The 24766-nt window shown below is 68.2% G+C and carries 24 protein-coding genes; 14 read left to right on the top strand and 10 right to left on the bottom strand.

Annotated elements, in window-relative coordinates; genetic code table 11:
• The first annotated feature begins 14 nt into the window (after positions 1 to 14).
• Together BU28_RS22315 and BU28_RS0107230 are read left to right on the top strand one after the other, a co-directional pair.
• Positions 15 to 2369 carry an AI-2E family transporter gene (locus BU28_RS22315; RefSeq protein WP_036762292.1) on the top strand — a complete coding sequence of 785 codons (2355 nt, stop codon included), beginning with the start codon at positions 15 to 17 and terminating at the stop codon, positions 2367 to 2369.
• Between the two features lie 72 nt (positions 2370 to 2441).
• Positions 2442 to 3257 (top strand): IclR family transcriptional regulator, encoded by an 816-nt coding sequence (locus BU28_RS0107230; protein ID WP_028718878.1) that lies wholly within the window; start codon positions 2442 to 2444, stop codon positions 3255 to 3257.
• 18 nt (positions 3258 to 3275) lie between these two features.
• Here the strand turns inward: BU28_RS0107230 and ada are convergent, their stop codons facing one another.
• Positions 3276 to 4322: a bifunctional DNA-binding transcriptional regulator/O6-methylguanine-DNA methyltransferase Ada gene (gene ada / locus BU28_RS0107225; protein WP_028718877.1), complete on the bottom strand. Its 1047-nt coding sequence runs from the start codon at positions 4320 to 4322 to the stop codon at positions 3276 to 3278.
• 84 nt (positions 4323 to 4406) lie between these two features.
• Entirely contained in the window at positions 4407 to 5102 is a 696-nt protein-coding gene (locus tag BU28_RS0107220) for a GntR family transcriptional regulator (protein ID WP_036762290.1), read from the bottom strand.
• Between the two features lie 86 nt (positions 5103 to 5188).
• Between BU28_RS0107220 and uxaC the strand changes: the two genes are divergently transcribed.
• The 7 genes from uxaC to kduD all read left to right on the top strand — a co-directional run bounded on the left by uxaC (position 5189) and on the right by kduD (position 11315).
• Positions 5189 to 6589 (top strand): glucuronate isomerase, encoded by a 1401-nt coding sequence (uxaC, locus tag BU28_RS0107215; RefSeq protein WP_028718875.1) that lies wholly within the window; start codon positions 5189 to 5191, stop codon positions 6587 to 6589.
• Between the two features lie 27 nt (positions 6590 to 6616).
• Positions 6617 to 7594, top strand: a complete 978-nt coding sequence (locus BU28_RS0107210; protein ID WP_028718874.1) for a TRAP transporter substrate-binding protein — start codon at positions 6617 to 6619, stop codon at positions 7592 to 7594.
• Positions 7595 to 7658: 64 nt separating this feature from the next.
• Complete coding sequence (locus BU28_RS0107205) at positions 7659 to 8195, top strand: TRAP transporter small permease (RefSeq protein ID WP_028718873.1); 537 nt, start codon at positions 7659 to 7661, stop codon at positions 8193 to 8195.
• 3 nt (positions 8196 to 8198) lie between these two features.
• The gene (locus tag BU28_RS0107200) at positions 8199 to 9479 is read left to right on the top strand and encodes a TRAP transporter large permease (protein ID WP_028718872.1); all 1281 of its coding nucleotides are present in this window, start codon (positions 8199 to 8201) and stop codon (positions 9477 to 9479) included.
• Complete coding sequence (locus BU28_RS0107195) at positions 9476 to 9757, top strand: cupin domain-containing protein (protein WP_028718871.1); 282 nt, start codon at positions 9476 to 9478, stop codon at positions 9755 to 9757. Before BU28_RS0107200 ends, BU28_RS0107195 begins: the two co-directional genes overlap by 4 nt.
• 11 nt (positions 9758 to 9768) lie before the next feature.
• Positions 9769 to 10593, top strand: a complete 825-nt coding sequence (gene kduI, locus BU28_RS0107190) for a 5-dehydro-4-deoxy-D-glucuronate isomerase (protein WP_028718870.1) — start codon at positions 9769 to 9771, stop codon at positions 10591 to 10593.
• Positions 10590 to 11315 carry a 2-dehydro-3-deoxy-D-gluconate 5-dehydrogenase KduD gene (gene kduD, locus BU28_RS0107185; protein ID WP_028718869.1) on the top strand — a complete coding sequence of 242 codons (726 nt, stop codon included), beginning with the start codon at positions 10590 to 10592 and terminating at the stop codon, positions 11313 to 11315. The genes kduI and kduD overlap by 4 nt, the downstream gene beginning before the upstream one ends.
• On the opposite strand, the gene BU28_RS0107180 is transcribed toward kduD, so the two are convergent.
• Positions 11312 to 12250 carry a LysR substrate-binding domain-containing protein gene (locus BU28_RS0107180; RefSeq protein ID WP_028718868.1) on the bottom strand — a complete coding sequence of 313 codons (939 nt, stop codon included), beginning with the start codon at positions 12248 to 12250 and terminating at the stop codon, positions 11312 to 11314. The two genes, kduD and BU28_RS0107180, sit on opposite strands and share 4 nt — an antisense overlap.
• 140 nt (positions 12251 to 12390) lie before the next feature.
• On the opposite strand from BU28_RS0107180, the gene katG reads away from it, so the two are divergent.
• Complete coding sequence (gene katG, locus BU28_RS0107175) at positions 12391 to 14610, top strand: catalase/peroxidase HPI (protein ID WP_028718867.1); 2220 nt, start codon at positions 12391 to 12393, stop codon at positions 14608 to 14610.
• A gap of 66 nt (positions 14611 to 14676) precedes the next feature.
• On the opposite strand, the gene BU28_RS0107170 is transcribed toward katG, so the two are convergent.
• Together BU28_RS0107170 and coxB are read right to left on the bottom strand one after the other, a co-directional pair.
• Positions 14677 to 17100, bottom strand: coding sequence for a cbb3-type cytochrome c oxidase subunit I (locus BU28_RS0107170; RefSeq protein ID WP_233145036.1), 2424 nt, complete (start codon positions 17098 to 17100; stop codon positions 14677 to 14679).
• Positions 17101 to 17111: 11 nt separating this feature from the next.
• Positions 17112 to 17765, bottom strand: coding sequence for a cytochrome c oxidase subunit II (coxB, locus tag BU28_RS22310; RefSeq protein ID WP_036762287.1), 654 nt, complete (start codon positions 17763 to 17765; stop codon positions 17112 to 17114).
• A 51-nt stretch (positions 17766 to 17816) separates the two neighbouring features.
• On the opposite strand from coxB, the gene BU28_RS0107160 reads away from it, so the two are divergent.
• A complete protein-coding gene (locus BU28_RS0107160) occupies positions 17817 to 18380 on the top strand; it encodes a DUF2231 domain-containing protein (protein ID WP_080620263.1) in 564 nt (187 codons plus the stop codon).
• Here BU28_RS0107160 and BU28_RS0107155 read toward each other — a convergent pair.
• Positions 18358 to 18855: a CopD family protein gene (locus tag BU28_RS0107155; RefSeq protein ID WP_028718864.1), complete on the bottom strand. Its 498-nt coding sequence runs from the start codon at positions 18853 to 18855 to the stop codon at positions 18358 to 18360. The genes BU28_RS0107160 and BU28_RS0107155 overlap by 23 nt on opposite strands.
• The gene (locus BU28_RS22305; protein ID WP_036762284.1) at positions 18852 to 19559 is read right to left on the bottom strand and encodes a cytochrome c oxidase assembly protein; all 708 of its coding nucleotides are present in this window, start codon (positions 19557 to 19559) and stop codon (positions 18852 to 18854) included. The genes BU28_RS0107155 and BU28_RS22305 overlap by 4 nt, the downstream gene beginning before the upstream one ends.
• 155 nt (positions 19560 to 19714) lie before the next feature.
• On the opposite strand from BU28_RS22305, the gene BU28_RS0107145 reads away from it, so the two are divergent.
• Positions 19715 to 22078 carry a membrane-bound PQQ-dependent dehydrogenase, glucose/quinate/shikimate family gene (locus BU28_RS0107145; protein ID WP_028718863.1) on the top strand — a complete coding sequence of 788 codons (2364 nt, stop codon included), beginning with the start codon at positions 19715 to 19717 and terminating at the stop codon, positions 22076 to 22078.
• A 316-nt stretch (positions 22079 to 22394) separates the two neighbouring features.
• On the opposite strand, the gene BU28_RS25295 is transcribed toward BU28_RS0107145, so the two are convergent.
• Both BU28_RS25295 and BU28_RS26590 read right to left on the bottom strand, forming a co-directional pair.
• Positions 22395 to 22547, bottom strand: coding sequence for a COG4315 family predicted lipoprotein (locus BU28_RS25295; RefSeq protein ID WP_155992521.1), 153 nt, complete (start codon positions 22545 to 22547; stop codon positions 22395 to 22397).
• 11 nt (positions 22548 to 22558) lie between these two features.
• Positions 22559 to 22681, bottom strand: a complete 123-nt coding sequence (locus tag BU28_RS26590; RefSeq protein ID WP_269845843.1) for a hypothetical protein — start codon at positions 22679 to 22681, stop codon at positions 22559 to 22561.
• Positions 22682 to 22817: 136 nt separating this feature from the next.
• Between BU28_RS26590 and BU28_RS0107130 the strand changes: the two genes are divergently transcribed.
• Together BU28_RS0107130 and BU28_RS22295 are read left to right on the top strand one after the other, a co-directional pair.
• On the top strand, positions 22818 to 23372 hold the full coding sequence (locus tag BU28_RS0107130) for a tyrosine-protein phosphatase (RefSeq protein ID WP_051577973.1): 555 nt from the start codon (positions 22818 to 22820) through the stop codon (positions 23370 to 23372).
• A gap of 236 nt (positions 23373 to 23608) precedes the next feature.
• A complete protein-coding gene (locus tag BU28_RS22295) occupies positions 23609 to 24244 on the top strand; it encodes a TerC family protein (protein ID WP_233145035.1) in 636 nt (211 codons plus the stop codon).
• A gap of 214 nt (positions 24245 to 24458) precedes the next feature.
• Here the strand turns inward: BU28_RS22295 and BU28_RS24510 are convergent.
• Positions 24459 to 24766, bottom strand: a 308-nt coding sequence (locus BU28_RS24510; RefSeq protein ID WP_248616137.1) for a transposase, incomplete at its 5' end; no start/stop codon positions are given.

Below are 24766 nucleotides of genomic sequence, written 5' to 3'. Positions count from 1 at the left end.
TCAGGGGGAACGTGATGGAAAGTCCGGTTACGCCGGGGCCGCAGCCCGATATCGTCCGGCTGGCCGCGTGGTTCGTCACGGCGGCCGCCATCCTGTCGGGCCTTTACCTGGGCCAGGACGTCCTGATCCCGCTGGCCATCGCCTTCCTCATCAGCTTTGCGCTGAGCCCGCTGGTCGTCTGGCTGTGCCGCCGCGGCCTGCCCCGGGTGCTGTCGGTGATCGTCGTCATGGCGACGGTCGTGACGGTGATCCTAGGGCTTGGCGTTCTGGTCGGGTCCCAGGTCAGGCTGCTGGCGGTGCAGCTGCCGACCTACCAAAGCACGGTGCGCGACAAGATCGATGCCTTGGGCGATTCGATGCGCGGTCCGGGCATCTTCGACGGCGCCTGGCAGATGGTCACGACCGTCCAGGAAGAGGTCGAAAAGGCCATCGCCCAGAACGAGGAAAGCCTGCCCGCCGAACGCGTGCAGGTCGTGGCCCAGCCCGAAAGCCCGTTCCGCACGGCGGTGGCCTGGCTGGTCCCGGTGCTGGCGCCGGTGGCCACCGCGGGCATCGTGCTGGTCTTTGTGTTTCTGGCGCTGCTCGACCGGGGCGACCTGCGCGACCGGCTGATCCGCATGCTGGGCGGCAACCTGCACCGCTCGACCGATGCCATGGAAGAGGCGGGCAGCCGCATCTCGAAATATCTGCTGATGCAGCTGGTCGTGAACGTGACCTACGCCATCCCGATGGCTGCGGGCCTGTGGCTGATCGGCGTGCCGGGCTGGATCCTGTGGGGGACGCTGGCCGCGGTCATGCGCTTCATCCCCTATGTCGGGCCGGTCCTGTCGGCGGTCTTTCCGCTGGCCCTGGCCTTCGCGGTCGATCCGGGCTGGAACATGGTCCTGCTGACCCTGGCACTGGTCGTCATTCTGGAGCTTATCAGCAGCAATATCGTCGAGCCCGTGCTTTACGGCACCTCGACGGGTCTTTCAGCCCTGTCGCTGATCGCGGCCGCGACCTTCTGGACCGCGCTCTGGGGTCCGGTGGGGCTGATCCTGTCCACGCCCCTGACCGTCTGCCTGCTGGTCATCGGGCGCAACCTGCCGCAGTTGCAGTTTCTGGACACGCTGCTCGGCTCGACCCCGGTCCTGGACGTGCCGACGCGCATCTACCAGCGGCTGATCGCGGACGATCCCCAGGAAGCCATCGAGATCGCCAGCGAAGCCATCGACGACAGTTCGGTGATCGAATTCTACGACAGCCACGGCATCGAGGTGCTGCGCCAGGCCAGCGTCGACTTCCTGACCCAGGCGCGGGCCGAACATCGGCTGCGCGTGGTCAACGGCATGGACGTGCTGCTGGACGACCTGCGTGAGGATTACACCCCGCCCGATCCGCCCCAGGGCCCGCCGCGCGTGGCCTGCATCGGCGGCAAGTGGGAAATCGACAACGTCGCCTGCGAGATGATGGTCCATGCCCTGGCCTTTGGCGGCATCGCGGCCAGCCAGCGCCCGGCCGGCGTGCTGACCGCGCGCTATGTGGACAAGCTGGATCTCGAGGGGGTCGAACTGGTCTGCCTGAGCTATTTCAGCCGCGAGCCGATGCTGTCGGCGCGATCCTTCTGCCGCCGGCTGCGCAACCGCTGGCCCGAGGTGAAGATCGTGCTGGCATTGTGGAACGCGCCGGACGACCTGACCGGGAACGACAAGGCCCGCGAATGGGGGGCCGATGCCGTCGTGGCCTCGATGGCCGAGGCGGTGCAGCGCATCGAACAGATGCTGACCCCCGACCTTGCCCGCGAACGCCAGACCGCGCCGCGTCCGGAAAACGACGCCGAACGCGTGGCCGCGCTCGAGGCGACGAATGTGCTGGATGGCCACGCGCGCGAGGAACTGGATGCCCTTGCCGCCCGCGCCGCCGAGGTCTTCGACGTCGAATTCGCCGTCATCACCGCCATCGACGCCGACCATGAATTCATCATCGGCCAAAGCATGGAGCTGCCGGGAGAGGTGACCCAGGACGGCACCAACATGATCACCCTGCCGCGCGAGGACGCGGTCTGCGACCACGTCATTTCGACCGACAGCACGCTGGTCATCAAGGACACGCGCCGCGACCCGCGCTTTGCCGATCTGCCCGCGATCACCATGTGGCGCACCCGGTTCTATGCCGGCGCGCCGCTGCGCACGGCCGACGGACTGGTGCTGGGGGCGCTGTGCCTGCTCGACACCCAGCCCCGCGCGCTCGAGGAGGAAGAGATGGAGTTGCTGCGCGACATGGCCGACGACGTGGCCGCCCTGATCACCGGCGAGGACGCGGCCGAGCATCCCGAGGAAAGCGAGACCGAGGAGAATTCGGCGACGACCGCGCAGCCGGTGCCGAAGTAAGGCAGGGCCCGTCGCTGTTGACCTTTGCTCCCTCGTCGCGGCATCTGGGTGTGCCGTCACGGAGCCCGGACCATGAGCAGCCTTCTGGAGAAATCCCTTGCCGTCATCGCCTTGCTGGCCCGACACCCCGAAGGGTTGTCGGTGTCGACCCTTGCCGGACGGCTGGGCCAGCCGGCCAGCGGCGTGCACCGCCTGCTGCGGGAACTGGCGCGGCTGGGCTATGTCCGGCAGGTCCAGGCGCAGGGCGACTACAGGCTGACCATCAAGCTGCCCGCGATGGGCCTGGGCTTTCTGGGCCGGGCCGGGATCACTGACGTCGCTCAGCCGGTGCTGGACCGGCTGGCCGCCGACAGCGGCGAGCTGGTGCGGCTGTCGGTGGCCGATGGCGACACGCTGGTCTGGGTCGCGGTGGCGCAGGGGGCCAGGGGCGGGCTGCGCTATGATCCCGGGCAGGAACAGGGCGTGGTGGCGGGGCTGGCGAGTTCCGCCAGCGGGCTGGCCTGGCTCTCCAGCCTGGACGACGACCGCGCCCTGGCGCTGGCTGCCGCCCAGCAACGGGACGAAACCGGGCAAGAGGCGCGTCCCGGGGCGGCGCCCGTTTCCCTGACCGGCCTGCCCCAGGTGCTGGCCGAGGCGCGGGACCGCGGCTATGCGCTGGCCGTGGACAGCTATATCCCCGGCATGGCCGCGATGGCAGTTCCGCTGTGCCCGCCGGACGGGGGTGCCGCGCTGGGGTGCCTGTCGATCGCGGGGCCTGCCGTGCGCCTGACACCGGCGCGGATGCGGGACCTGGCCCCTCTGCTTCAGGCCGCGGCGTCGGAATTGGCCGAGGCCGCCGCAGGCTCGCAGTATTTCCGAACCTCGAGGAAATCTGGGAAGTCTTATTAAGAGACTGTATCCACACATCTAATCCCGGGATTCGCGATCCAGCAGTGCACGCTTGCGCGCCACGCCCCAGCGATAGCCCGACAGGCTGCCGTCGCCGCGCAGGACGCGGTGGCAGGGCACGGCGACCGCCACGGGGTTCGCCGCGCAGGCCCCGGCCACCGCCCGGGCCGACCCCGGTGCGCCGATCCGGCGGGCGAGCTCGGCATAGCTGACCGTCTGCCCCGGACGAATGCCGCGCAGCGCCTGCCAGACCCGTTGCTGGAACCCCGTGCCGCGCAGGTCCAGCGGCAGGTCCAGGCCCGCGCCCGGCGTCTCGATCAGGGCGACCACCTGGCCCAGGACGGCGGCCAGGGCCGCGTCCTCGGCGATCAGGGTGGCCTGGGGAAAGCACGCCTGCAGGTCGTGGGCCAGCGCCTGCGGATCGTCTCCCAGGGCAATGGCGCAGATGCCGCGTTCGCTTTGGGCGACCAGAACCAGCCCCAGCGAGCAGCGGTCCAGCGCATGGCGGATCACCATTCCGCGTCCGCCGTCGCGATAGGCGCGGGGGGCCCTGCCCAGCACCTCGTCCGCGCGCTCATAGAACCGGCTGGACGAGCCATAGCCCGCCTGATGCATGGCCTGGGTGACCGAGGCCCCGTCGCCCAGGCCGGCCCGCAGCCGCCGGGCGCGCGCGGCCCTGGCCCAGCCGGCCGGCGTCAGGCCGGTTGCGGCGCGGAACTGCCGGTGCAGATGCGACGGGCTCAGCCCGATGCGGCGGGCCAGTTCGGGCAGGGTCGGGACCGGATCGGCGCTGTCGAGGATGCGGCAGGCCGCCGCCACCAGATCGGCATTGGCCTGCGCGGGCGCGATCCCTGTCGGATGGCAGCGCAGGCAGGGGCGATAGCCCTGCGCCTCGGCCTCGGCCGCATTGGCGTGGAAGCTGACGTTTTCGGGCCGGGGCCGGCGGGCCGGACAGGACGGGCGGCAATAGATGCCGGTGGTGCGGACGGCAAAGACGAAATCCGCCGCCGGGCTGCGGTCCAGCACGGCCTGCCAGCGGGGGTCAAGTGCGGTGGTCTGCGGCATCGGTCCGGCCCTTTCCCTGGTTCGCCCCGCCATTATGGCGCGAACCGGGGGCGTCCGCACTCCGCCGCTTGCTTTCAAACCCGGCTATTCGCCGAACAGGCCCGGCCGTTCCTGGCGGACGCGGCCGATGATCCCTTTGATCTGGCCCAGGTGGTGGCGGATCGCGGCCACGGCCGCATCGCTGTCACGCTGGCGCAGCGCCAGCAGGATCTGGCGATGCTCGCGCACCGCGCTGGCCCCGTTATAGCTGAGGCTGAGGAACCGGGCGCGGTCCATGTGGCCCTTGTTTTCCTTGACCAGGGCCCAGAAGAAGCCCAGCCCCGCATAATGGCAGATGTCGTGGTGGAACTGGTCGTCCAGCGCGTGGAACAGGCCGCGGTCATCGGCCCGGACCGCCTGGTCCTGACGCGCGATCAGCGCATCCAGCGCGTCCAGGTGCTGGTCCGACAGACGGTGGGTGGCGTGGCGCAGGCAGCTTTCCTCAAGCGCGCAGCGGATGAAATAGGCCTGCAGCACCGCCTGTTCGGAAATCGGCGTGACCGTGGTGGCGCGCTGCGGCCGGATCAGCACGAATCCCATCTGCGACAGGCGATAGAAGGCGTCGCGCACCGGCTGGCGCGACACGCCCATCTGGGCCGCGACCTCGGCCTCGGACAGGCGGGCGCCGGGTGGCAGGGTCAGGTTCACCACCCGGTCGTAAAGCGCCTCATAGACCTGATCGGTGATGCTGGGCGGGCGGGCATCGTCAAGCGTCGGCAAAATCGCGGGGGTCGGGATCATGGTTCACCTTTGCGTTGACAAGCTAGTAATCTAGCATATTAGATGATCAGCAACGTGACAAGCGCGATTCGGGGAGGGATTGACGCATGTTGGACCAGGACCGGCTGTTTCCCGTCGAACCTGCCCTGCGCGATCTGGCGCGGGGCCTTTACGACGACATCCGCGACCTGCCGATCGTCAGCCCGCATGGACACACCGACCCGCGCTGGTTCGCCGAGGATCAGCCGTTTCCCGACCCCGCGCAGCTGTTCGTGACGCCGGATCATTATGTCTTTCGGATGCTGTGTTCGCAGGGCGTGGCGCTGACGGATCTGGGCGTGCCGCGCGCCGACGGCGGGCCGTCCGAGACGGACGGGCGCAGGATCTGGCGCCTGTTCGCGCGGCATTACCACCTGCTGCGGGGGACGCCCTCGCGGTTGTGGCTGGACCACAGCTTTCACCACGTCTTCGGCATCGACCGCCGGCTGGGGCCGGATACGGCGGACTGGTATTACGACCACATCGCCGACTGCCTGTCGCGGCCCGAATTCCGGCCTCGCGCGCTTTACGAACGCTTCAACATCGAGGTCATCGCCACCACCGAACCCGCCACCGACGACCTGCGCTGGCACCGGATGATCCGCGACAGCGGCTGGCGGGGCCGGGTGGTGACGGCCTATCGCCCCGACGGGGTGATCGACCCCGAGATGGCGGGCTTTGCCGGGAACGTCGCCCTGATGGGCCAGCAGACCGGGTTCGACACCGCGACCTGGGCGGGCTATCTGGACGCGCATCGGGCGCGGCGGGCGTATTTCAAAGAGTTCGGCGCGACCTCCAGCGACCACGGCCACCCCAGTGCCCGGACCGAAGACCTGCCGCAGGCCGAGGCGGCGGCGCTGTTCCAGAAGGCCCTGCGCGGTGCGTGCTCGGCTGGCGAAGCGGACGCGTTTCGCGGCCAGATGCTGACCGAGATGGCGCGGATGAGCCTGGAGGACGGGCTGGTCCTGCAGATCCATCCCGGCGCGCGGCGCAACCATTCGGACCCGGTCATGGCGATGTTTGGCCGCGACAAGGGCTTCGACATCCCGGGCCCCACCGATTACGTCGCGGCGCTGCGCCCGCTGCTGAACGCGGTGGGCATGCGGCCCGACCTGACCGTGATCCTGTTCACGCTGGACGAGACGAGCTATGCGCGCGAACTCGCCCCCCTGGCGGGGGTCTATCCCTGCCTGCGCCTGGGGCCGCCCTGGTGGTTTTACGACAGCCCCGAGGGCATGCGCCGGTTCCGCGAGATGACGACCGAGACGGCGGGCTTCTACAACACCGTCGGCTTCAACGACGACACCCGCGCCTTCTGCTCGATTCCGGCGCGCCATGACGTGGCGCGGCGGGTGGACTGCGCCTTTCTCGCCACGCTGGTTGCCACTGGCCGGCTGGACGCGGACGAGGCGCCCGAACTGGCCCACGAACTCACCTACGGCCTCGTCAAGAGGGCCTATAACCTTTGAACTTTCATCGGGGAGGATGAAATGAAAGTGCTGAAGACCACCCTTGCCGCCCTGCTGGCCACCGCCGCGCTGGCCGGTGCCGCCAGCGCGGAATGCGAAATCACGCTGCGGTCCTCGGACACCCACCCCGACGGCTATCCGACCGTCGAGGGCGTCAAGGCGATGGCTGCCGAGGTCAAGGAAAAGACCCAGGGTCGCATCTGCATCGAGGTCTTTCCGTCGTCCCAGTTGGGCGAGGAAAAGGACACCATCGAACAGACCCAGTTCGGCGTGATCGACATGATCCGCGCCAGCTTCGGGTCGTTCAACGATATCGTGCCGATTACGCAGACGGTGTCGCTGCCCTATCTGTACAAATCCGACGAGCACCTGCACAAGGTGATGGACGGCCCCATCGGGCAGGAAATCGCCAAGGGCTTCGAGGAGCACGGGCTGGTGCCGCTGGCCTATTACGACGGCGGCGCGCGCAGCTTCTACAACGCCAAGAAGCCGATCAGGACGGTCGAGGACCTCAAGGGCCTGAAGTTCCGCGTCATGCAGAACGACGTTTTCGTGGACATGATGACGGCGCTTGGCGCCACGGCGACGCCGATGCCCTATGGCGAGGTCTATTCCTCGATCCAGACCGGCGTGATCGACGGGGCGGAAAACAACTTCCCCAGCTACGACAGCTCGGGTCACGCCGAGGTCGCCAAGTATTTCACGCTGGACCAGCACCTGATGGTGCCCGAGCTGGTCGCCGTGGCCAAGACCAGCTGGGACAAGCTTTCGCCCGAGGATCAGGCCATCATGCGCGAGGCGGCGCAGAACTCGGCCACGCTGCAACGCAGGCTCTGGGCGGAGCAGGAAAAGGCCAGCGAGGACAAGGTTGCCGCCGCCGGCGCGGAAATCATCAAGGACGTGGACAAGACCGCATTCATCGAGGCGATGGCCCCGGTCTATGAGAAATACGTGACCACCCCCGAGGCGCGCGACCTGGTCAAGCGCATCCAGGAAGCCCAGTGATCGCCCGGCCCGCGGCATCGTCCGCGGGCCTTGGTTCCTTGAGACAAAAGGAGGGGGCGCCGCCATGCGTCGCAGCATTGCCGCATTGTCCCGGCTGAACCGCCTGCTGTCCCGCGCCAGCCTGTGGCTGGCCGGGTCCGGGCTGATCGCCATGACCGTCATCGTCTTTGCGCAGGTCTTTGCGCGCTATGTGCTGAACCACAGCCTGCTATGGGTCGAGCCCACCGCCATCCTGTTGATGAGCTGGTTCATCTTCCTGGGTTCGGCCGTCGGCGTGCACGAGAATTTCCACATGGGCTTCGACGTGCTGCTGCATTTCCTGCCCGAGGGGGCGGGAAAATGGCTGCGCCTCGGCTCGGACCTGGCCGTGCTGGTCTTTGGCGTCGGCATGACGGTCTATGGCTGGCAGCTGATGTCCAGGACCTGGGGCACGACCCTGCCGGTGATCCGCCTGCCCGGAGGCTTCGGCTACATGCCGCTGTTCGTGGGTGGCGTGCTGATCACCCTGTTCATCACCGAACATGTCCTGAACCGGCTGACCGGGCGGGCGCGCGCCGACGAAGCCCCCGACGCCGAAGACGTCCTGATGAGCGAGGCCTGAACCATGGAATACCTGATCCTGTTCGGCGTCTTCACCGCGCTCATGCTGATCGGCACGCCGATCGCCTTTTGCCTCGGCATCTCGAGCCTCGCGACCGTGGCCTGGCTGGGCCTGCCGCCCCTGGTGGTGTTCCAGCGCGTGTCGGCCGGGATCTCGGTCTTCACGCTGATGGCGATCCCCTTCTTCATCTTCGCGGGCGACCTGATGGTGCGCGGAGGCATCGCGGCCAAGATCGTGGCCTTTGCCGGCTCGCTGATCGGCCATGTGCGGGGCGGGCTGGGGCAGGTCAACATCGCCGCATCGACCCTGTTCGGCGGCATTTCGGGCTCCGCCGTGGCCGAGGCGGCGGCGGTCGGCGGCATCATGATCCCGCAGATGAAGGCGCGCGGCTATGGCGCGGATTACGCGGTCAACGTGACCTCGATGGCGGCGCTGATCGCGCTGCTGCTGCCGCCCAGCCACAACATGATCATCTATTCGATCTCGGGCGGGGGGCGGATTTCCATCGCCGACCTGTTCACGGCGGGGATCATCCCGGGCCTGCTGCTGGCGCTGGCGCTGTCGATCACCGCCTGGCTGGTCGCCCGCAAGCGCGGCTATCCGACCGAGCCGTTTCCGGGTTTCGGCCGCGTCGGCTATTACCTGCTGCAATCGCTGCCCGGGATGCTGCTGATCGCTATCATCTTCGGCGGCGTGCGTTCGGGCATGTTCACGGCGACGGAAAGCTCCTGCGTGGCGGTAGTCTATGCGCTGCTGGTCACGGCGCTGGTCTATCGCAGCATGTCCTGGCGCGATTTCGTCCATGCGACCCAGCAGGCGGTGCGCACCACCGCCATGGTCCTGCTGATCATCGGCATGGCCGGGGCCTTCGGCTGGCTGATGGCCTATCTGCATGTGGCGCAGATCTCGCTGAACTGGATGCAGTCGGTTTCGGACAATCCCTTCGTGATCCTGCTGATGATCAACATCGTCCTGCTGGTGCTGGGCACCTTCATGGACATGAGCCCGCTGATCATCATCACCACGCCGATCTTTCTGCCCGTCGTCAGCGCCTTCGGCGTCGATCCGGTGCATTTCGGCGTCATCATGATCCTGAACCTGGGCATCGGGCTGAACACCCCGCCGCTGGGTCCGGTCCAGTTCGTCGCCGCCGCCGTCGCCCGCATCTCGATCTGGGAGGCGATGCGCAGCGTCTGGCCGTTCTATGCCGCCGGGCTGGTCGTGCTGCTGATGGTGACCTATATCCCCGCCCTGTCGCTGTGGCTGCCGGGGGTGTTCCGATGAGCGCGCCTGTCCGCACCGTGCTGGCCCACGCGCCAGACCTGATGGTCGTCCGCTTTGATTTCCGGACCGGCGACCGGGGCGATCTGCACAGCCACCCGCATGTGCAATCGACCTATGTGCAATCCGGGCGCTACCGCTTTTCGGTGGACGGCCGCAGCCTTGAGGTGGGCCCGGGGGATGCGTTCGTCATCCCCTCGGGCGCCGAACATGGCTGCGAATGCCTGGAGGCCGGGACGCTGATCGACAGCTTCACGCCCCGCCGCGACGATTTCCTGTGAAAGGCCCCAAGATGATCCATGTCGAAACCCGCCAGGCGGTCCATCCCGATCATGCCCGCGCGATGGACACCGCCGCCCTGCGCCGCCATTTCCTGGCCGAGGGCATCTTTGCCCCCGGCGAGATCCGGCTGGTCTATACCCATTACGACCGTTTCGTCGTCGGGGCCGCGGTGCCGGACGGCGCGGCCCTGGTGCTGGACCGGATCGCCGAGACGAAGACCGCCACCTTCCTGGAGCGGCGCGAGATCGGCGTCGTCAACATCGGCGGCCCCGGCCGGGTCGAGGCCGGGGGACAGGCCTGGGACATGGCGCAGGGCGACGTGCTTTACCTGGGCATGGGCGCGGGGCCGGTGACGTTCTCGGGGCAGGGGCGGTTCTACATCACCTCCTGCCCGGCGCACCGGGCGCTGCCCGCGCGGCTGGTGACCGTGGCCGATGCCAAGGAGATGAAGACCGGCGCGGTCGAGACCTCGAACAAGCGCACGATCCGCCAGTTCATCCACCCGCTGGTCATGGAAAGCTGCCAGCTGGTCCTGGGCTATACCACGCTGGAGGACGGGTCGGTCTGGAACACCATGCCGGCCCATGTCCACGACCGGCGGATGGAGGCCTATCTTTATCACGGCATGGAGCCGCAGGCCCGCGTCCTGCACCTGATGGGCGAGCCGCAGGAGACCCGCCACCTGTTCGTCGCCAATGAACAGGCGGTGATCTCTCCGCCCTGGTCGATCCATGCGGGGGCGGGGATCGGCGGCTATACCTTCATCTGGGCGATGGCGGGCGACAACGTGGATTACACGGACATGGACTTCGTCCAGCCGGAGGATCTGCGATGAACCCGTTTTCGCTGCAGGGGCAGGTGGCGCTGGTCACGGGCGCGAACACCGGGATCGGGCAGGCCATCGCCGTCGCCATGGCCCAGGCCGGCGCCGAGGTCATCGCCGCAGGCCGCCGCGACTGCGATCAGACGCTGGCGCTGATGGGGTCCGGGCGCGGCTTGCGGCTGGATTTCAGCGACCCGATGGCGGCGCGGGATGTCTTTGCCGCCGAACGCATCGACATCCTGGTCAACAACGCCGGCATCATCCGCCGCGACGATGCGGTGGATTTCAGCGAGGCCGACTGGGACGCGGTGATGGACGTGAACCTGAAGGCGGTGTTCTTCACCTGCCAGGCCTTCGCCCGCGCTGCGATCCCGCGCGGGCGTGGCAAGATCGTCAACATCGCCTCGCTGCTGTCGTTCCAGGGCGGCATCCGGGTGCCGTCCTATACCGCCAGCAAGCATGGCGTGGCCGGGCTGACCAAGCTGCTGGCCAACGAATGGGCCGCAAAGGGGCTGAACGTGAACGCCATCGCCCCGGGCTATATCGAGACGAACAACACCGAGGCCCTGCGCGCCGACCCGGACCGGTCGCGCGCCATCCTCGACCGCATCCCCGCCGGCCGCTGGGGCCGGCCCGAGGATATCGGCCAAAGCGCCGTCTATCTGGCGGCCCCCGCCTCGGACTATGTCAACGGCGCGGTCCTGAACGTGGACGGGGGCTGGCTGGCCCGCTAGGGCGTGTCCGCCGGGTCCGGGACGGGACCGCGCGCCGCCAGGCCCTGCGCCTCGGCCGCCTCGCGCACCACCTCGGCCAGTTCCGCCAGCCGTCCGGCCAACGGGTTCGTCTTGCGCCAGATCAGCCCGATGGTCCGCGCGGGCTGGGGATCGGGGAAGCGGGCGACCGACACCGGGGCCGAGTGGGTTTCGACCGGAACCGCCATTTCCGGGATCAGGGTCACGCCGATGCCCGCGCCGACCATCTGGACCAGCGTGGACAGCGAACTGCCGTCCAGCAGTTCGCGCGGGCGGGCCGGGCGCATGTTGCAAAAGGACAGCGCCTGATCGCGAAAGCAGTGCCCCTCCTCAAGCAGCAAAAGCCGCATCTCGTGCAGCTTGTCGCGACTGGGAACCGGCTTGTCGCGGTCGCTGTCGGGGCGCACCAGGACGAAGCGTTCGGCAAACAGCGGCACTTCGGTCAGGCCCGGGTCCGAGATGGGCAGCGCCAGGATCACCGCGTCAAGCTGCCCCTCGCGCAGTTCGTCCAGCAGGCGGGTCGTCACCGCCTCGCGCAGGCCGAGTTCCAGATAGGGGAAGCGCGCCGTCAGCTTGGCGATGATCCCGGGCAGCAGATAGGGGGCGATGGTCGGAATGATGCCGATGCGCAGCCGCCCCGTCAGGTGGACGCGCGCGGTCCGGGCCAGGTCGTGCAATTCGTCCATGCCGCGCAGGATGTCGCGGGCGCGTTCGGCGAAAAGCTCGCCAAAGGCCGTCATCCGCAGCCGGCGGCCGCCGCGTTCGAACAGGGGTACGCCGACGGATTCCTCAAGCTCCTTGATCTGCATGGACAGGGCCGGCTGGGAAATCGCGCAGTCGTCGGCGGCGCGTCCGAAATGGCCGTGCCGCGCCAGCGCATCGAAATAGCGCAACTGCCTGAGGGTAATGTTCATCATAAGGCAAACTTATCAGATGGATCAGAAAATCAAAGTTATAAATATGGAACGGGTCTGCTAGACCATGGGCACGATGATGGGTGGGCCACGGGTTCGCGCGTCACGGCCACGACAACGACGCAGCCTGAGGGAACAAGATGATGGACGGAAGCGACAACCAGGGCAGCGGCGGCTGCCCCTTTGGCCACGGCAACGGGCCCAGGGCCATGCCTCGGGGTCGTTCGAACCGCGAATGGTGGCCCAACCAGCTGAATCTCAAGGTCCTGCACCAGGACACGGTGCTGCCCAATCCGCTGGGGGCCGAGTTCAACTATGCCGAGGAATTCAAAAAGCTTGACCTGGATGCGGTCAAGGCCGACCTGCGCGCGCTGATGACCGACAGCCAGGACTGGTGGCCGGCGGACTGGGGTCATTACGGTCCGCTGTTCATCCGCATGGCTTGGCACAGCGCCGGTACCTATCGCACTGCAGATGGCCGCGGCGGGGCCCGGGCCGGGGCGCAGCGCTTTGCGCCGCTGAACAGCTGGCCCGACAACGTCAACCTGGACAAGGCCCGGCGCCTGCTGTGGCCGATCAAGAAGAAATACGGCAACAGCCTCAGCTGGGCGGACCTGCTGATCCTGACCGGCAACGTCGCGCTGGAATCGATGGGCTTCAAGACCTTCGGTTATGGCGGTGGCCGCCCCGACGTGTGGGAGCCCTTGGAGGACATCTACTGGGGCTCCGAGGTCGAATGGCTGGCCCCCAGCGACAACCCCAACAGCCGCTACTCCGGCGAGCGCGAGCTGGAAAGCCCGCTGGCCGCCGTGCAGATGGGCCTGATCTATGTGAACCCCGAGGGGCCGGACGGCAATCCCGACCCGCTGGCATCGGCGCGCGACATCCGCGACACCTTTGGCCGGATGGGCATGAATGACGAGGAAACCGTCGCCCTGATCGCCGGCGGCCACACCTTCGGCAAGACTCACGGCGCGGGCGAGGCCAGCCATGTCGGCGCCGACCCGGAAGGCTCGGCCATCGAACTGCAGGGCCTGGGCTGGACCAGCACCCATGGCGCGGGCCACGGCGGGGACGCGATCTCGTCTGGGCTGGAGGTGGTCTGGACCTCGACCCCGACGAAATGGTCGAACAACTTCTTCTGGAACCTGTTCGGCTATGAATGGGAACTGACCAAATCCCCCGCCGGCGCCTGGCAGTGGCAGCCCAAGCACGGCATGGGCGCGAATTCGGTGCCCCATGCGCATGACCCGAACAAGCGCGTCGCGCCGGGCATGCTGACCTCGGACATCGCGCTGCGCGAGGACCCGATCTATGGGCCGATCTCGCGCCGGTTCTATGAGAACCCCGAGCAGTTCGCCGATGCCTTTGCCCGCGCCTGGTTCAAGCTGACCCACCGCGACATGGGACCGAAGATCCTGTACCTCGGCCCCGAAGTCCCGGCCGAGGACCTGATCTGGCAGGACCCGCTGCCCGCGGCGGATTACCCGCAGATCGACGCCGCCGATGTGGCGGAACTCAAGGCGCAGCTGCTGAACTCGGGCCTGACCACGGGCGAGCTGGTCGCGACTGCCTGGGCCTCGGCCTCGACCTTCCGCGGCTCGGACTTTCGCGGCGGCGCGAATGGCGCGCGCATCCGCCTGACCCCGCAAAAGGACTGGGAGGCGAACCAGCCCCAGCAGCTGGCCCGCGTGCTGGGCGTGCTGGATGGCATCAAGGCCGAGTTCGACGCCAAGGGCGCGAAGAAGGTCTCGCTGGCCGATCTGATCGTGCTGGGCGGCACCGCCGCGGTCGAGGCTGCGGCCAAGGCCGCCGGCCATGCGGTCGAGGTGCCCTTCGCTCCCGGCCGCGTGGACGCCAGCCAGGAGCAGACCGATGTCGAAAGCTTCAAGGTCATGGAGCCCCGGGCCGACGGTTTCCGCAACTATCAGGCCAAGACCTATGCCGTCTCCTCCGAGGAGCTGCTGGTCGACCGCGCCCAGCTTCTGCGCCTGACGGCGCCGGAAATGACGGTACTGGTCGGCGGCCTGCGGGCGCTGGATGCCAACTATGACGGCAGCCGGCACGGCGTCTTTACCGACCGCCCGGGCGTGCTGACGAACGACTTCTTCGTCAACCTGCTGAGCATGGACACGGTCTGGAAGTCCGTTTCCGACGACCAGATGCTGTTCCAGGGCAGCGACCGCCGCAGCGGCGCGCCGAAATGGACCGCGACGCGGGTGGACCTGGTCTTTGGCTCGAACTCGCAGCTGCGGGCGCTGGCCGAGGTCTATGCCCAGGACGACTGCGCCGAGAAATTCGTGCGCGATTTCGTCAAGGCCTGGACCAAGGTGATGAACGCCGACCGCTTCGACCTGCGCTGAAGCAGGGTGCGGTGACGAACAAGGGGGCGCGGCCGGCGGGTCGCGCCCCTTTTTCCATGGCCGGCGTCAGGCGACCTCGGCCAGCAGGCGCAGCGCCGTGGGAAAACCCGCCGCCGCCAGGGTCAGAAGCGCGGCGTAGCGTTGCCAGAGGCGGGACAGGTGGCGCTGGTCCGGGGGCACGCGGCTGGCCCAGCCGGCAAGGACCAGGCCCAGGCCGGCATGGATCGCGGCATAGGCCCAGACCGCTGCCAGCGCCGCCGGCGCGGCGTGCCGGGTCGTGCCGGTGGTCTGCCACAGCACCCAGGCGAACAGCGCCAAGATCAGGGCCTGGGCGGGGATCGCCACACGCTCGGCCGGCAGAAGAAGGACCAGCAGGGCAAGCGCGCCCGGCAGCAGCGCCGGCCAGCCCGGCTGGGGCCATGCGGGCGGCGGCCAGCCGGGGGCGGACAGCGCCAGGAAGGCCGCCCCGAAGACCAGCGAGGCAAAGGCCGTCGCATCCGCCGCGATCGCCAGCCGCATGGCCCAAAGCGAGGGGGCATCGCCGCTGGCGACGTGGTTCGGCAGCATCAGCCCGCCGCCCGCGTCCAGCGTCGCGGGCGCGGGCGTGGTCCGGGTCCACCGCAGGAACAGCGCCGTCACCGCCAGCACCATCAGCGGCGCAAGAGCGTAGATCTTGAAAAGCAGGCACAGGAAGAACCCCCCGGTCGCGAGCGCGGTCCAGAGCGGCAGGAAGGTGGGCTTCGGCAGGATGATGATCTGGCGCGGCGCCCCGGACAGCGGGTCGACGCCCAGGATCTCCATCTCGCCGCGCGGCTGGGCCAGCAGGCCCTGGCCGGCCGCCAGTGCCCGGCCCGAGGGCAGCGCGCCGTCCGGCCCGAGCACGGGCACCGCGGCGAAGGCATAGGAGGGCGGCGGCGTTGGCATCGCCCATTCCAGCGTCCCCGCGCCCCAGGGATCGCGGCGGAAGGTGCGGCCGAACCGCGCCAGCAGGATCAGGTCCAGCGCCACCAGCGCGAAACCGATGGTGGTGACGAAGCCGCCCATCGACGAGATGAAGTTCAGCACCTCCCACCCCGGGTCGGTATAGCGGTCAAGCCGCCGCGTCATGCCCCAGAGCCCGGTCAGGTGCATCCCCAGGAAGGTGATGTTGATTCCGGCAAAGACGGTCCAGAAGGCGGCATGGGACAGGTGCCAGATGGGCTGGCGGCCGCTGAGGTGCGGCAGCCAGTAATAGGCTGCGGCCATCATCGGAAAGACGAAGCCTCCGATCAGGACGTAATGCAGATGCGCGACCACGAAATGGGTATCGTGCGCCTGCAGATCGAAGGGCACCATGGCCAGCATGACCCCGGTCAGCCCGCCGCAGACAAAGACGGCCATGAAGCCGCCGACATGCAGCATCGGAATGGAAAAGCGCGGCCGCCCCGCCGCCATGGTCGCAAGCCAGGCGAAAAGCTGCACCGCCGTCGGCACGGCGATCAGCGCGCTGGCGATCGAGAACACCGCCAGTCCCAGATGCGGGATGCCGGTGGCGAACATGTGGTGCACCCACAGGCCGAAGGACAGAAAGCCCGTGGCCACCATCGCCGCCACCACCGCCCGGTATCCGACCAGCGGCTGGCGTGCCCCCGGCGGGGCCGAGAACACCGGGATGACGGTCGAGAGCACCCCGGCGGCGGGCAGGAAGATGATATAGACCTCGGGGTGGCCGAACAGCCAGAACAGGTGCTGCCACAGCAGCGGATCGCCCCCGCGCGTCGGGTCGAAGAAGGGCAGGCCGAAGGCGCGTTCGACCTCGAGCAGGATCGAGCCCAGGATCAGCGGCGGAAAGCCCAGCAGCATCATGCCGCCCACGACCAGCATCGCCCAGGCCAGGATCGGCATCCGGTCCAGCGACATGCCCGCGGCGCGGGACTTGAGGATGGTCACGATCAGCTCGATGGCGGCGGACAGGGCCGAGATCTCGACGAAGGTGATGCCCAGCAGCCAGACATCCGCGTTGATCCCGGGGCTGTAGGTGCCCGAGGACAGCGGCGTGTACATGAACCAGCCCGCGTCGGGCGCGACGCCCAGAAGCAGGGCCGCGATCAGGATGAGGCCGCCGAACAGGTAACACCAGAAGCCATAGGCCGAGAGCCGCGGAAAGGCCATGTCGCGGGTGCCCAGCATCTTGGGCAGCAAATACATCGCCAGCCCCTCGAAGAACGGGATGGCGAACAGGAACATCATCACCGTCCCGTGCATGGTAAAGACCTGCGCATAGGTCCCCGGCTCCATGAAGGGGCTGGCGCGCGAGGCAAGCTGCGTGCGCAGAAGCATCGCCAGAAGCCCGCCGATGGTGAAAAAGACCAGCGCCACCGCCATGAAGCGCCGACCGATCACGGTATGGTTCACCGCCGCCAGCCGCCCCCAACCGGGCGCCGTCGCCCAGATGCGTTCCAGCTGCTTGTGGCGGCGGATGGGGGACAGGGGTGGCGGCGCAGGGGTCATGGGGCGTTCCGTCATCGTGGCAGGTCCGCCGGCCATGCGTCATGCGCCTGGGCGGTGAACAGCATCTCGGCATGGCCGATGCCGCAGTATTCCGAACAGACGCCGCCGAATTCCCCCGCCTGGTCGGCATGCAGCAGGATGCGGTTGTCATGGCCCGGGATGGCGTCGATCTTGCCGCCCAGGCGCGGAATCCAGAAGCTGTGGATGACGTCGAGGCTGGTCACCCGGATCTCGACATCACGGCCGACGGGCAGGTGCAGGCGGTTCACCGTCTCGGGCATGTCGGTGCCGGGATAGCGGAAGCGCCATTCCCACATGCGGGCCTCGGCCTCGATGCGCAGGGGGGTGGCGCCGGTCAGGCTGTCGCCCAGCAGGGTGCCGCCCTGGACCAGCGCGGCAAGGGTCAGCACGGTGACGACGGGCAACGGAAAGACCACACCGCCGCCCAGCAGCCACAGGCGCGGGCTGGTGCGGCGCAGCGCCTCGGGGCGGAACAGCAGCAGCAGGAACAGTGCCATCACCCCGGCAAAGATTGCCGCCGCGCCCCAGAACATCCACCACCAGAGCGTCGCGATGCCCCGCGCCGCCGGGCCTGCGGGGGCCAACACCGACAGGTCGGCCGCTCCGGCAAGGTTCGGGGCCAGCAGCAGCCCAAGGAACCCCAACGCCCGGCCCGGCCTTGTCAGGGGAACGCATCTGCCAGCAAGGGGGCCGCCATGAGCCGCGAGACGACCGGGAACACCGACGAGGAACGCGGGAGCACCCTTGGCGACATCGCGGACGAGACCCATGGCAGCGACGAGAACCCGGTGATCGCCAAGGTCGAGGAAAAGTCCACCGACTCGGCCATCGCGGTCGCCGGCCATCCGCTGCACGCCATGGCCGTGCATTTCCCCATCGCGCTGATGATCTGCACCCTGGGGGTCGACCTGATCTATTGGTGGGGGGGCGATCCGTTCTGGCTGCGGGTGGGGCTGTGGTCCTCGGGCGGGACCTTCGTGGCCGGGGCAGGGGCGGCGCTGGTCGGCACGGTCGAACTGCTGGCCGTGCCCGGCATCCGGGCGCGCGCGGCAAGCTGGGCCCATGGCATCGCCGGCATGACCCTGGTCGCCATCGCCGGGGCGAACTGGGGCCTGCGGCTGGCCGATCCGCAGGCGGTGCTGCCCCAGGGGCTGGCCCTGTCGGTCGTGGGGGTGCTGACGACGGCCATCGCGGGCTGGCATGGCGGCAAGCTGATCTTCGATCACGGCATCGGCCTCATGGTGTCGCCCAAGGATTGAGGGGGACCAGCAGGTCCTGCAGCGCGCCGGGCCGAAAGAACGCGGCCGGTGCCGGGGGCAGGGCGGGCTTGGCCAGCACCAGCCACAGGATGCCCAGGACCAGCGCCGCCGCGACCAGCGTGGCCAGCACGAAGCGCCAGGTGGGGTAACGCTCGCCCTCACGGAACAGGCGGATCACCACAAGGCCGGTCAGGACGTGCAGAAAGCTCATGCCCAGCACCAGCGCCAGCTTGAGCGCGAACCAGGGCGCCACGACCGAGCGGGCGAAGATCAGCGCCGTGCCGCTGGCGACGGCGACGAAGGCCAGGGGCGAGACCAGGTTGATATAGGCAAAGCGGACCAGCGCCTGCAGGCGGTGCAGTTCGTCCCGGCTGCCGACGTGGCAGCGCTGGACGTAAAGCGACGGCAGGCACAGCAGGCCCGCGCTCCATCCGGCGATGGCGGCGATGTGCAGGGCCTTGAGGATCTCGATCATGCGCGCTCGCCGGCGGGCAGCAGATGCCCCGTCAGCCGCCAGAGCGCGAGCCCCAGATAAGGCAGCGCCGCCGGCACCCACATCATCAGGCCGGCAAGCTGCTGGTCGGCCAGCGCAGTGAGGCCGAAGGGCTGGGTTGTGGCGAAATGCGCCTCATACAGTGGGCGGCGGGCAAAGGTCAGAAGCGCGCCCAGCATGCCCATCTGCAGCAGCGTTCCCAGGGCCAGCGCCACCGCCTGTCCCGCGCGCGCGGCATGCAGCATCGCGGACCACAGCCACAGGGCGCTGGCCAGCAGCGTGATCTCCATCAGCCAGTAGACCGGGACCGAGGCCAGCGCCGCCGCATAGGGCTGGGGCAGGTGCCACAGCCAGACGGCGCCCATATGGGCCAGGAAGGCGGCGCCCCCGGCCCGCGCCTGCCAGCCCGCGCCCCGGGCCAGCAAGGGCGCCGCGACGGCGACGATCAGGACATGGTGCAGCACCCGGGTCGAAAAAAGCGCGCTGGCCAAGGCGCAAAGCGGAGAGATGAAGGCGACCGCCAGCACCGCCACGCCCGCGAGCCACGCCGCCCGCGACGGCGCCCGCCAGCCCGCCAGCGCCGCCAGGACCAGCGCCGCGATCAGCCACGGATCGCCGTTCCACGCCGTCCAGAGTTCCCCCGGCAGCGGCGCGGGACCGCAATACGTTATCTGGCCTTGCTGCATGGTCCGCCCTTTGTTCTGGGGGATGAATGACTTGCGGGGGCGGATGGTTCCATGCGCGGGCCCTGCGACAGGCTAAGGAATGGCGTTCGGTCGGAACCATCCCGGCCAAGGGCTGTTCCGATGGAACAGCCACCGAAATCGCGAAAGGAAAGCCGATGCCGCAAGGACAGGTTGCAAGAGGATCATGGTTCTGGTGGCGGGCCTTTGTCGCGGCGCTGATCGGGGTGTTCGGCGCGGCCATTGCCGCGGGCGGGTTGTGGCTGATCCTGCTTGGAGGCTCATGGTACTATCTGCCGGCGGGGATCGGGCTGATCGTCACGGCCTGGCTGCTGTTCCGGGGACGGGGCGGCGCGCTGTGGGTCTATCTGCTGGTCTATGGGGCGACGGTCCTTTGGGCCCTGTGGGAGGCGGGGTTGAACGGCTGGGCGCAGGTGCCCCGGCTGGTCGCGCCGACGGTCGTTCTGGTGCTGGTGATTCTGGCCGCGCCGGGCTTGCGCCGGCGCGGAACGTGGCTTGCGAGGATCGCGCTGGCGCTGCTGGGCGGAGGTGCGCTTGCCTATCTCGCCGGCGGGCGCGGCGACGCCGTTGCGGCGGTCGAACCCGAGCCCCTTGCCCCGCAATCGGCACCGGACGCCGGGGCGGACTGGCCCGCCTATGGCGGCACGCACCAGGCGCGGCGCTATTCCACCCTGGGCCAGATCACCCCCGAGAATGTCGCGGACCTCAGGCCGGTCTGGACCTTTCGCACCGGCGACATGCCTGCCGGGGACGAGCGCTTTTCCAACCAGAACACGCCGCTGAAGATCGGCGACCAGCTGCTGATCTGCTCGGCGATGAACAAGGTCATCGCCCTGGATGCCGCCACCGGGCGCGAGAACTGGCGCCATGATCCGCAGGTCTCGACCGACGCCATCCCCTATAACGCCACCTGCCGGGGGCTCGCCTATCACGCGGCGCCCCAGGCCGATGGCGTCTGCGCCCAGCGGGTCCTGATGAACACGCTGGATGCGCGGCTGATCGCGCTGGACGTCCGCACCGGCCAGCCCTGCGCCGATTTCGGCCAGGGGGGCAGCGTCGATCTGACCCAGGGCATCGGGCATACCGTGCCCGGCTGGTACGCGCCGACCTCTCCGCCGACGGTGGTGCGCAATGTCGCGGTCGTCAATTCCCAGGTGCGAGACAACCAGCGCCGCGACGCGCCCTCGGGCGTGGTGCGTGGCTATGACGTGCAAAGCGGGGCTCTGCTTTGGGCCTGGGACATGGGCCGGCCCGGAGAAAAGGGCCTGCCGCCCGAGGGCGAGACCTATACCCGCGGCACGCCGAATGTCTGGACCATCGCCTCGGGCGACGACGCGCTGGGACAGGTCTATCTGCCCCTGGGCAATTCGGCGGTGGACTATTGGGGCAGCTTGCGGTCCGAGGCCGAGAACACCTATTCCACCGCGCTGGTGGCGCTGGACGTGACGACTGGCGATGTGGTCTGGCATTACCAGACCGTGCATTATGACGTCTGGGATTATGACCTGGGCTCCCAAGGGACGCTGGTCGATTTTCCGACCCAGGACGGGCCGGTGCCGGCGCTGATCCTGCCGACGAAGCAGGGCATGTTCTGGATCTTCGACCGCCGCACCGGCGCCCTGCTGGTCGAAACCGAGGAGCGCCCGGTTCCCCAGGGCGGGGTCGAGCCGGACCGCCTGTCCCCGACCCAACCCTTCGTCACCGATTTCCCGAATGTGCTGAAGCCCGACCTGCAAGAGCGCCACATGTGGGGCACGACGCCCCTGGACCAGCTTTGGTGCCGCATCGAGTTCCGCCGCTCGGACTATCGCGGCATGTATACGCCGCCCTCGGCCGAGCGCCCCTGGATCCAGTTCCCGGGCTACAACGGCGGCTCGGACTGGGGCGGGGTTGCGGTCGATCCGGCGCGCGGCATCATGGTCGCGAACTACAACATCACCGCCAACCGCAACCAACTGATACCGCGCGAAAAGGCCGACGCCCTGGGGGCCGCGCCCATCGACCAGCTGGAGCCGGGGCAGGAAACGCCCGAGAACATCAACCCCCAGGGCGACACCCCCTGGGCCATCCGACTGAACCCGGGCTGGCGCGCGCCGCTGACCGGGGTGCTGTGCACCCAGCCGCCCTATGGCGGGATCATGGCGATCGACCTGCGGACGCGTCAGGTCCTGTGGGACCGGCCGTTGGGCACGGCGCGCCGCAACGGACCCTTCGGCCTGCCCTCGATGCTGCCCCTTGACATCGGGACGCCGAACAACGGCGGCTCGGTCGTGACCGCAAGCGGGCTGGTCTTTGTCGCCGCCGCCACCGACGACCTGATCCGCGCCATCGACATCCGCAGCGGCAAGGTCCTGTGGCAGGACGTGCTGCCCGCCGGCGGCCAGGCCGGGCCCATGGTCTATGAGGCGGGGGGCCGGCAGTTCCTGGTCATCAACGCCGGAGGCCATGACTTCATGGAGACGCCGATCGGGGATTATTTCGTCGCCTATGCGCTGGAATGAGGGGAAGACGCAGCGCCAAGCGACAGCGGAGAGGCGTTCGTCCCGGGATCGCGCAAGGCTGCGTCCAACCCGCGAAGGCGACGAACTGACCAAAAGGACAAGTTGCCGTTCACGTCAACATTCCGCTAGATAAAGCCCATCAGCCGAGCGGCCCTGTATTGTGTTTCCGAGTTCCGCCGCTCGGCTGGAAATTCCCCCTGCATTCATGTGCTTTGGATCCGAGGCAGCCCCTTGCCGGCATTGCGGTCTGACGCAAAGGCCTGTCCATTTTCCGGAACGGGCCGGCCTATGCGGCCAGTTCGCGGCGCACTTGCCCTCACAGGCCGACTTCCTTTTCGAAGGTGTAAAGCGACATGCCCCGGCTATCGACCAGCACCTCGCCCTTGTCGGTCCTGGCGACCATCGCGGGCTGGGCGAAGGCCGAGGTGGTGGACAGCACCATCGCGGCAGGCGTCGTCAGCGTTTTCATGGCCCCTTCGGTCACCCGTGGCGGGGGTCGTCGTCGCGGCCCCGACCTCGGCCCTTGCCGCCGCGGCGGCCATGATCGTCGTTCACGTCATGGTTCGGGCCGTCATCCGCGCCGCGGATCGGTCCCTGCCGCAATGCATCATCCTTGATCACCATTGTCCGCATCTGCCCCCGGGGCCGAAGCGAAAGAGATCGCACGCCTTCCGCCAATGCTCAGGTTGGCGTCAGGTTGGGGCGCGAGGGGTGGGCAGATCCACTGCCACGGTTGCCCATGAAAACCCTTCTTCGCCTTGTCCTCGTCGCCTTCGTCTGCCTTGCCCTGCCGGGGGGATATCTTGCCAGCCTGCAACTGCGCGGAAACTTTCATACGGTGGTCGAAGGCGTCGCCTATCGCTCCGCCCAGCCCAGTGCCGACGATCTGGCGCGATGGGTCGCGGGCCACGGCATCCGCAGCGTCATCAACCTGCGCGGGCGCCACGACGGCGCGGCCTGGTACGACGCCGAGATCGCCGCCTCGCGCGCGCTTGGCATCGTGCACCGCGATTTCGGCATGTCGGCCGGGCGGCAACTGGACCGCGACCACGCGGCCGCCCTGGTCGCGTTGATGCGCTCCGTGCCCAAGCCGGTCCTGATCCACTGCCTGTCGGGGGCGGACCGCACCGGGCTGGCATCCGCCCTGCTGCTGGCCGACCTGGACCACGATGAAAAGGCGGCGGAACGCCAGATCTCGTTCCGTTACGGCCATATCGCCATTCCCCATACCGCGGCATGGCCCATGGATCAAAGCTGGGAGGCCTTGGAGGGCTGGCTGGGTTTCCCGTCCTGAGCGCGGCCCTTGCTGTCAGCAGGGGGCAGTTGCCCCCCGATGCGGCGGACGGCCGCGCGTCCCATTCCGGCCGACGCGCACGGCGGACCTTGACCTTCACGGGATCTTGGCTCATCCCCGCCACGTTCCCGCGCTGGTCGGCAGGTGCGGCGCCCGTCGCAGGAAATCGCTCGACAGGGTGTGCGCAGCAGGCTCAGTCGCGGATGTCTTGTCCTTGATAACGACGGGTGCTCGCCTTGACCGAATCCTTTATGGCCGCAGAGTTCTATGCCTTGCTGCAAGTGCTCTTCATCGACGTCGTCCTGGCTGGCGACAATGCCGTCGTCGTCGGCATGGCGGCCGCGGGGGTCGATCCGTCGATCCGCCGCCGCGTCATCTTCTGGGGCATCGGCGGCGCCGTCGTCCTGCGCATCCTGTTCGCCCTGATCGCCGTGCAACTGCTGGCCATCGTCGGCCTGACACTGGCCGGCGGGATCCTGCTGCTGTGGGTCTGCTGGAAGATGTATCGCGAGATCCGCGAACATAACGACGCCGACGACGCCTTGTCCGACGCCGAGCGCGCGCCCAAGAAGGGCTTCTGGCAGGCGATGATCCAGATCATCATCGCGGATGTGTCGATGTCGCTCGACAACGTCCTGGCGGTGGCCGGCGCGGCGCGCGAACATGTGGGCGTGCTGGTGATCGGGCTGCTCATCTCGGTCGTGCTGATGGGGGCGGCCGCCACGCTGATCGCGCGGGTGCTGAACAAGTATCGCTTCATCGCCTGGATCGGCCTTGCCGTGATCCTGTTCGTCGCGCTGCGCATGATCTATGAAGGCAGCGAAGAAGTCGCCTGCGCCGGCATCCTTCCCGCGCTCTGCATGGCGCATTGATCGTTCGTGCCGACTTGATCGCGGGTGCCGCAGGCTGGTCTTTCGGGGCCAGCCTTTGCTTTCTGCGCGTTGGTCTGGGCTGCGTTGCCCGGAGATCGGCCGTAATGTCGTTTGCTGAACCAGGATAACGTTCATCCCGCCCGGTGCGCCGGGTCGAGAACGAACCCACAGCTATGTGAATTGGATTTGACCTGCCCCCCGGGTGGTTCCTCGTTCACAACGAGGGTCTACGGGTTTGAGATTGGTAGTCGGGCCGGTGGTTCTGGGCAAGCGCGCCGGGCGCGGAGCTCTCAAATTGCTCAAGCGTCCGGCGCGCCTCGAGCGGCGTCTGGTTGCCGAGCGATGAATGCGGCCTGACGGTGTTGTAATCGTAGCGCCAGAGCGCCAACTTGCGACGGGCGTCGTCCAGGGTATCGAAGATCTCCTCGTTCAGAAGCGCGGTCTTAGGAGCAAACGCACCATAGCGTTGACGCAGTGGGCTTTTGAGAACATCATGTGAACATGATGGCTCTGGAGGCCTCC

Source organism: Paracoccus yeei ATCC BAA-599, from assembly GCF_000622145.1.
In the GTDB taxonomy this organism is placed as follows: Bacteria; Pseudomonadota; Alphaproteobacteria; order Rhodobacterales; family Rhodobacteraceae; genus Paracoccus; species Paracoccus yeei.
The sequence above is the reverse complement of the archived record's forward strand: the minus strand, read 5'-3'. Positions and strand labels throughout refer to the sequence as shown.

Coding starts and splice junctions, on each gene's coding strand:
- BU28_RS0107145 (WP_028718863.1), top strand. CDS start 19,715: ATGCCGCAAGGACAGGTTGCAAGAGGATCATGGTTCTGGTGGCGGGCC.
- BU28_RS0107205 (WP_028718873.1), top strand. CDS start 7,659: ATGCGTCGCAGCATTGCCGCATTGTCCCGGCTGAACCGCCTGCTGTCC.
- BU28_RS0107195 (WP_028718871.1), top strand. CDS start 9,476: ATGAGCGCGCCTGTCCGCACCGTGCTGGCCCACGCGCCAGACCTGATG.
- BU28_RS0107230 (WP_028718878.1), top strand. CDS start 2,442: ATGAGCAGCCTTCTGGAGAAATCCCTTGCCGTCATCGCCTTGCTGGCC.
- BU28_RS0107130 (WP_051577973.1), top strand. CDS start 22,818: ATGAAAACCCTTCTTCGCCTTGTCCTCGTCGCCTTCGTCTGCCTTGCC.
- BU28_RS0107160 (WP_080620263.1), top strand. CDS start 17,817: ATGAGCCGCGAGACGACCGGGAACACCGACGAGGAACGCGGGAGCACC.
- kduI (WP_028718870.1), top strand. CDS start 9,769: ATGATCCATGTCGAAACCCGCCAGGCGGTCCATCCCGATCATGCCCGC.
- katG (WP_028718867.1), top strand. CDS start 12,391: ATGGACGGAAGCGACAACCAGGGCAGCGGCGGCTGCCCCTTTGGCCAC.
- BU28_RS0107180 (WP_028718868.1), bottom strand. CDS start 12,250: ATGATGAACATTACCCTCAGGCAGTTGCGCTATTTCGATGCGCTGGCG.
- BU28_RS22315 (WP_036762292.1), top strand. CDS start 15: ATGGAAAGTCCGGTTACGCCGGGGCCGCAGCCCGATATCGTCCGGCTG.
- BU28_RS25295 (WP_155992521.1), bottom strand. CDS start 22,547: ATGAAAACGCTGACGACGCCTGCCGCGATGGTGCTGTCCACCACCTCG.
- BU28_RS0107155 (WP_028718864.1), bottom strand. CDS start 18,855: ATGATCGAGATCCTCAAGGCCCTGCACATCGCCGCCATCGCCGGATGG.
- ada (WP_028718877.1), bottom strand. CDS start 4,322: ATGCCGCAGACCACCGCACTTGACCCCCGCTGGCAGGCCGTGCTGGAC.
- uxaC (WP_028718875.1), top strand. CDS start 5,189: ATGTTGGACCAGGACCGGCTGTTTCCCGTCGAACCTGCCCTGCGCGAT.
- kduD (WP_028718869.1), top strand. CDS start 10,590: ATGAACCCGTTTTCGCTGCAGGGGCAGGTGGCGCTGGTCACGGGCGCG.
- BU28_RS0107170 (WP_233145036.1), bottom strand. CDS start 17,100: ATGACCCCTGCGCCGCCACCCCTGTCCCCCATCCGCCGCCACAAGCAG.
- BU28_RS0107220 (WP_036762290.1), bottom strand. CDS start 5,102: ATGATCCCGACCCCCGCGATTTTGCCGACGCTTGACGATGCCCGCCCG.
- BU28_RS22305 (WP_036762284.1), bottom strand. CDS start 19,559: ATGCAGCAAGGCCAGATAACGTATTGCGGTCCCGCGCCGCTGCCGGGG.
- BU28_RS0107200 (WP_028718872.1), top strand. CDS start 8,199: ATGGAATACCTGATCCTGTTCGGCGTCTTCACCGCGCTCATGCTGATC.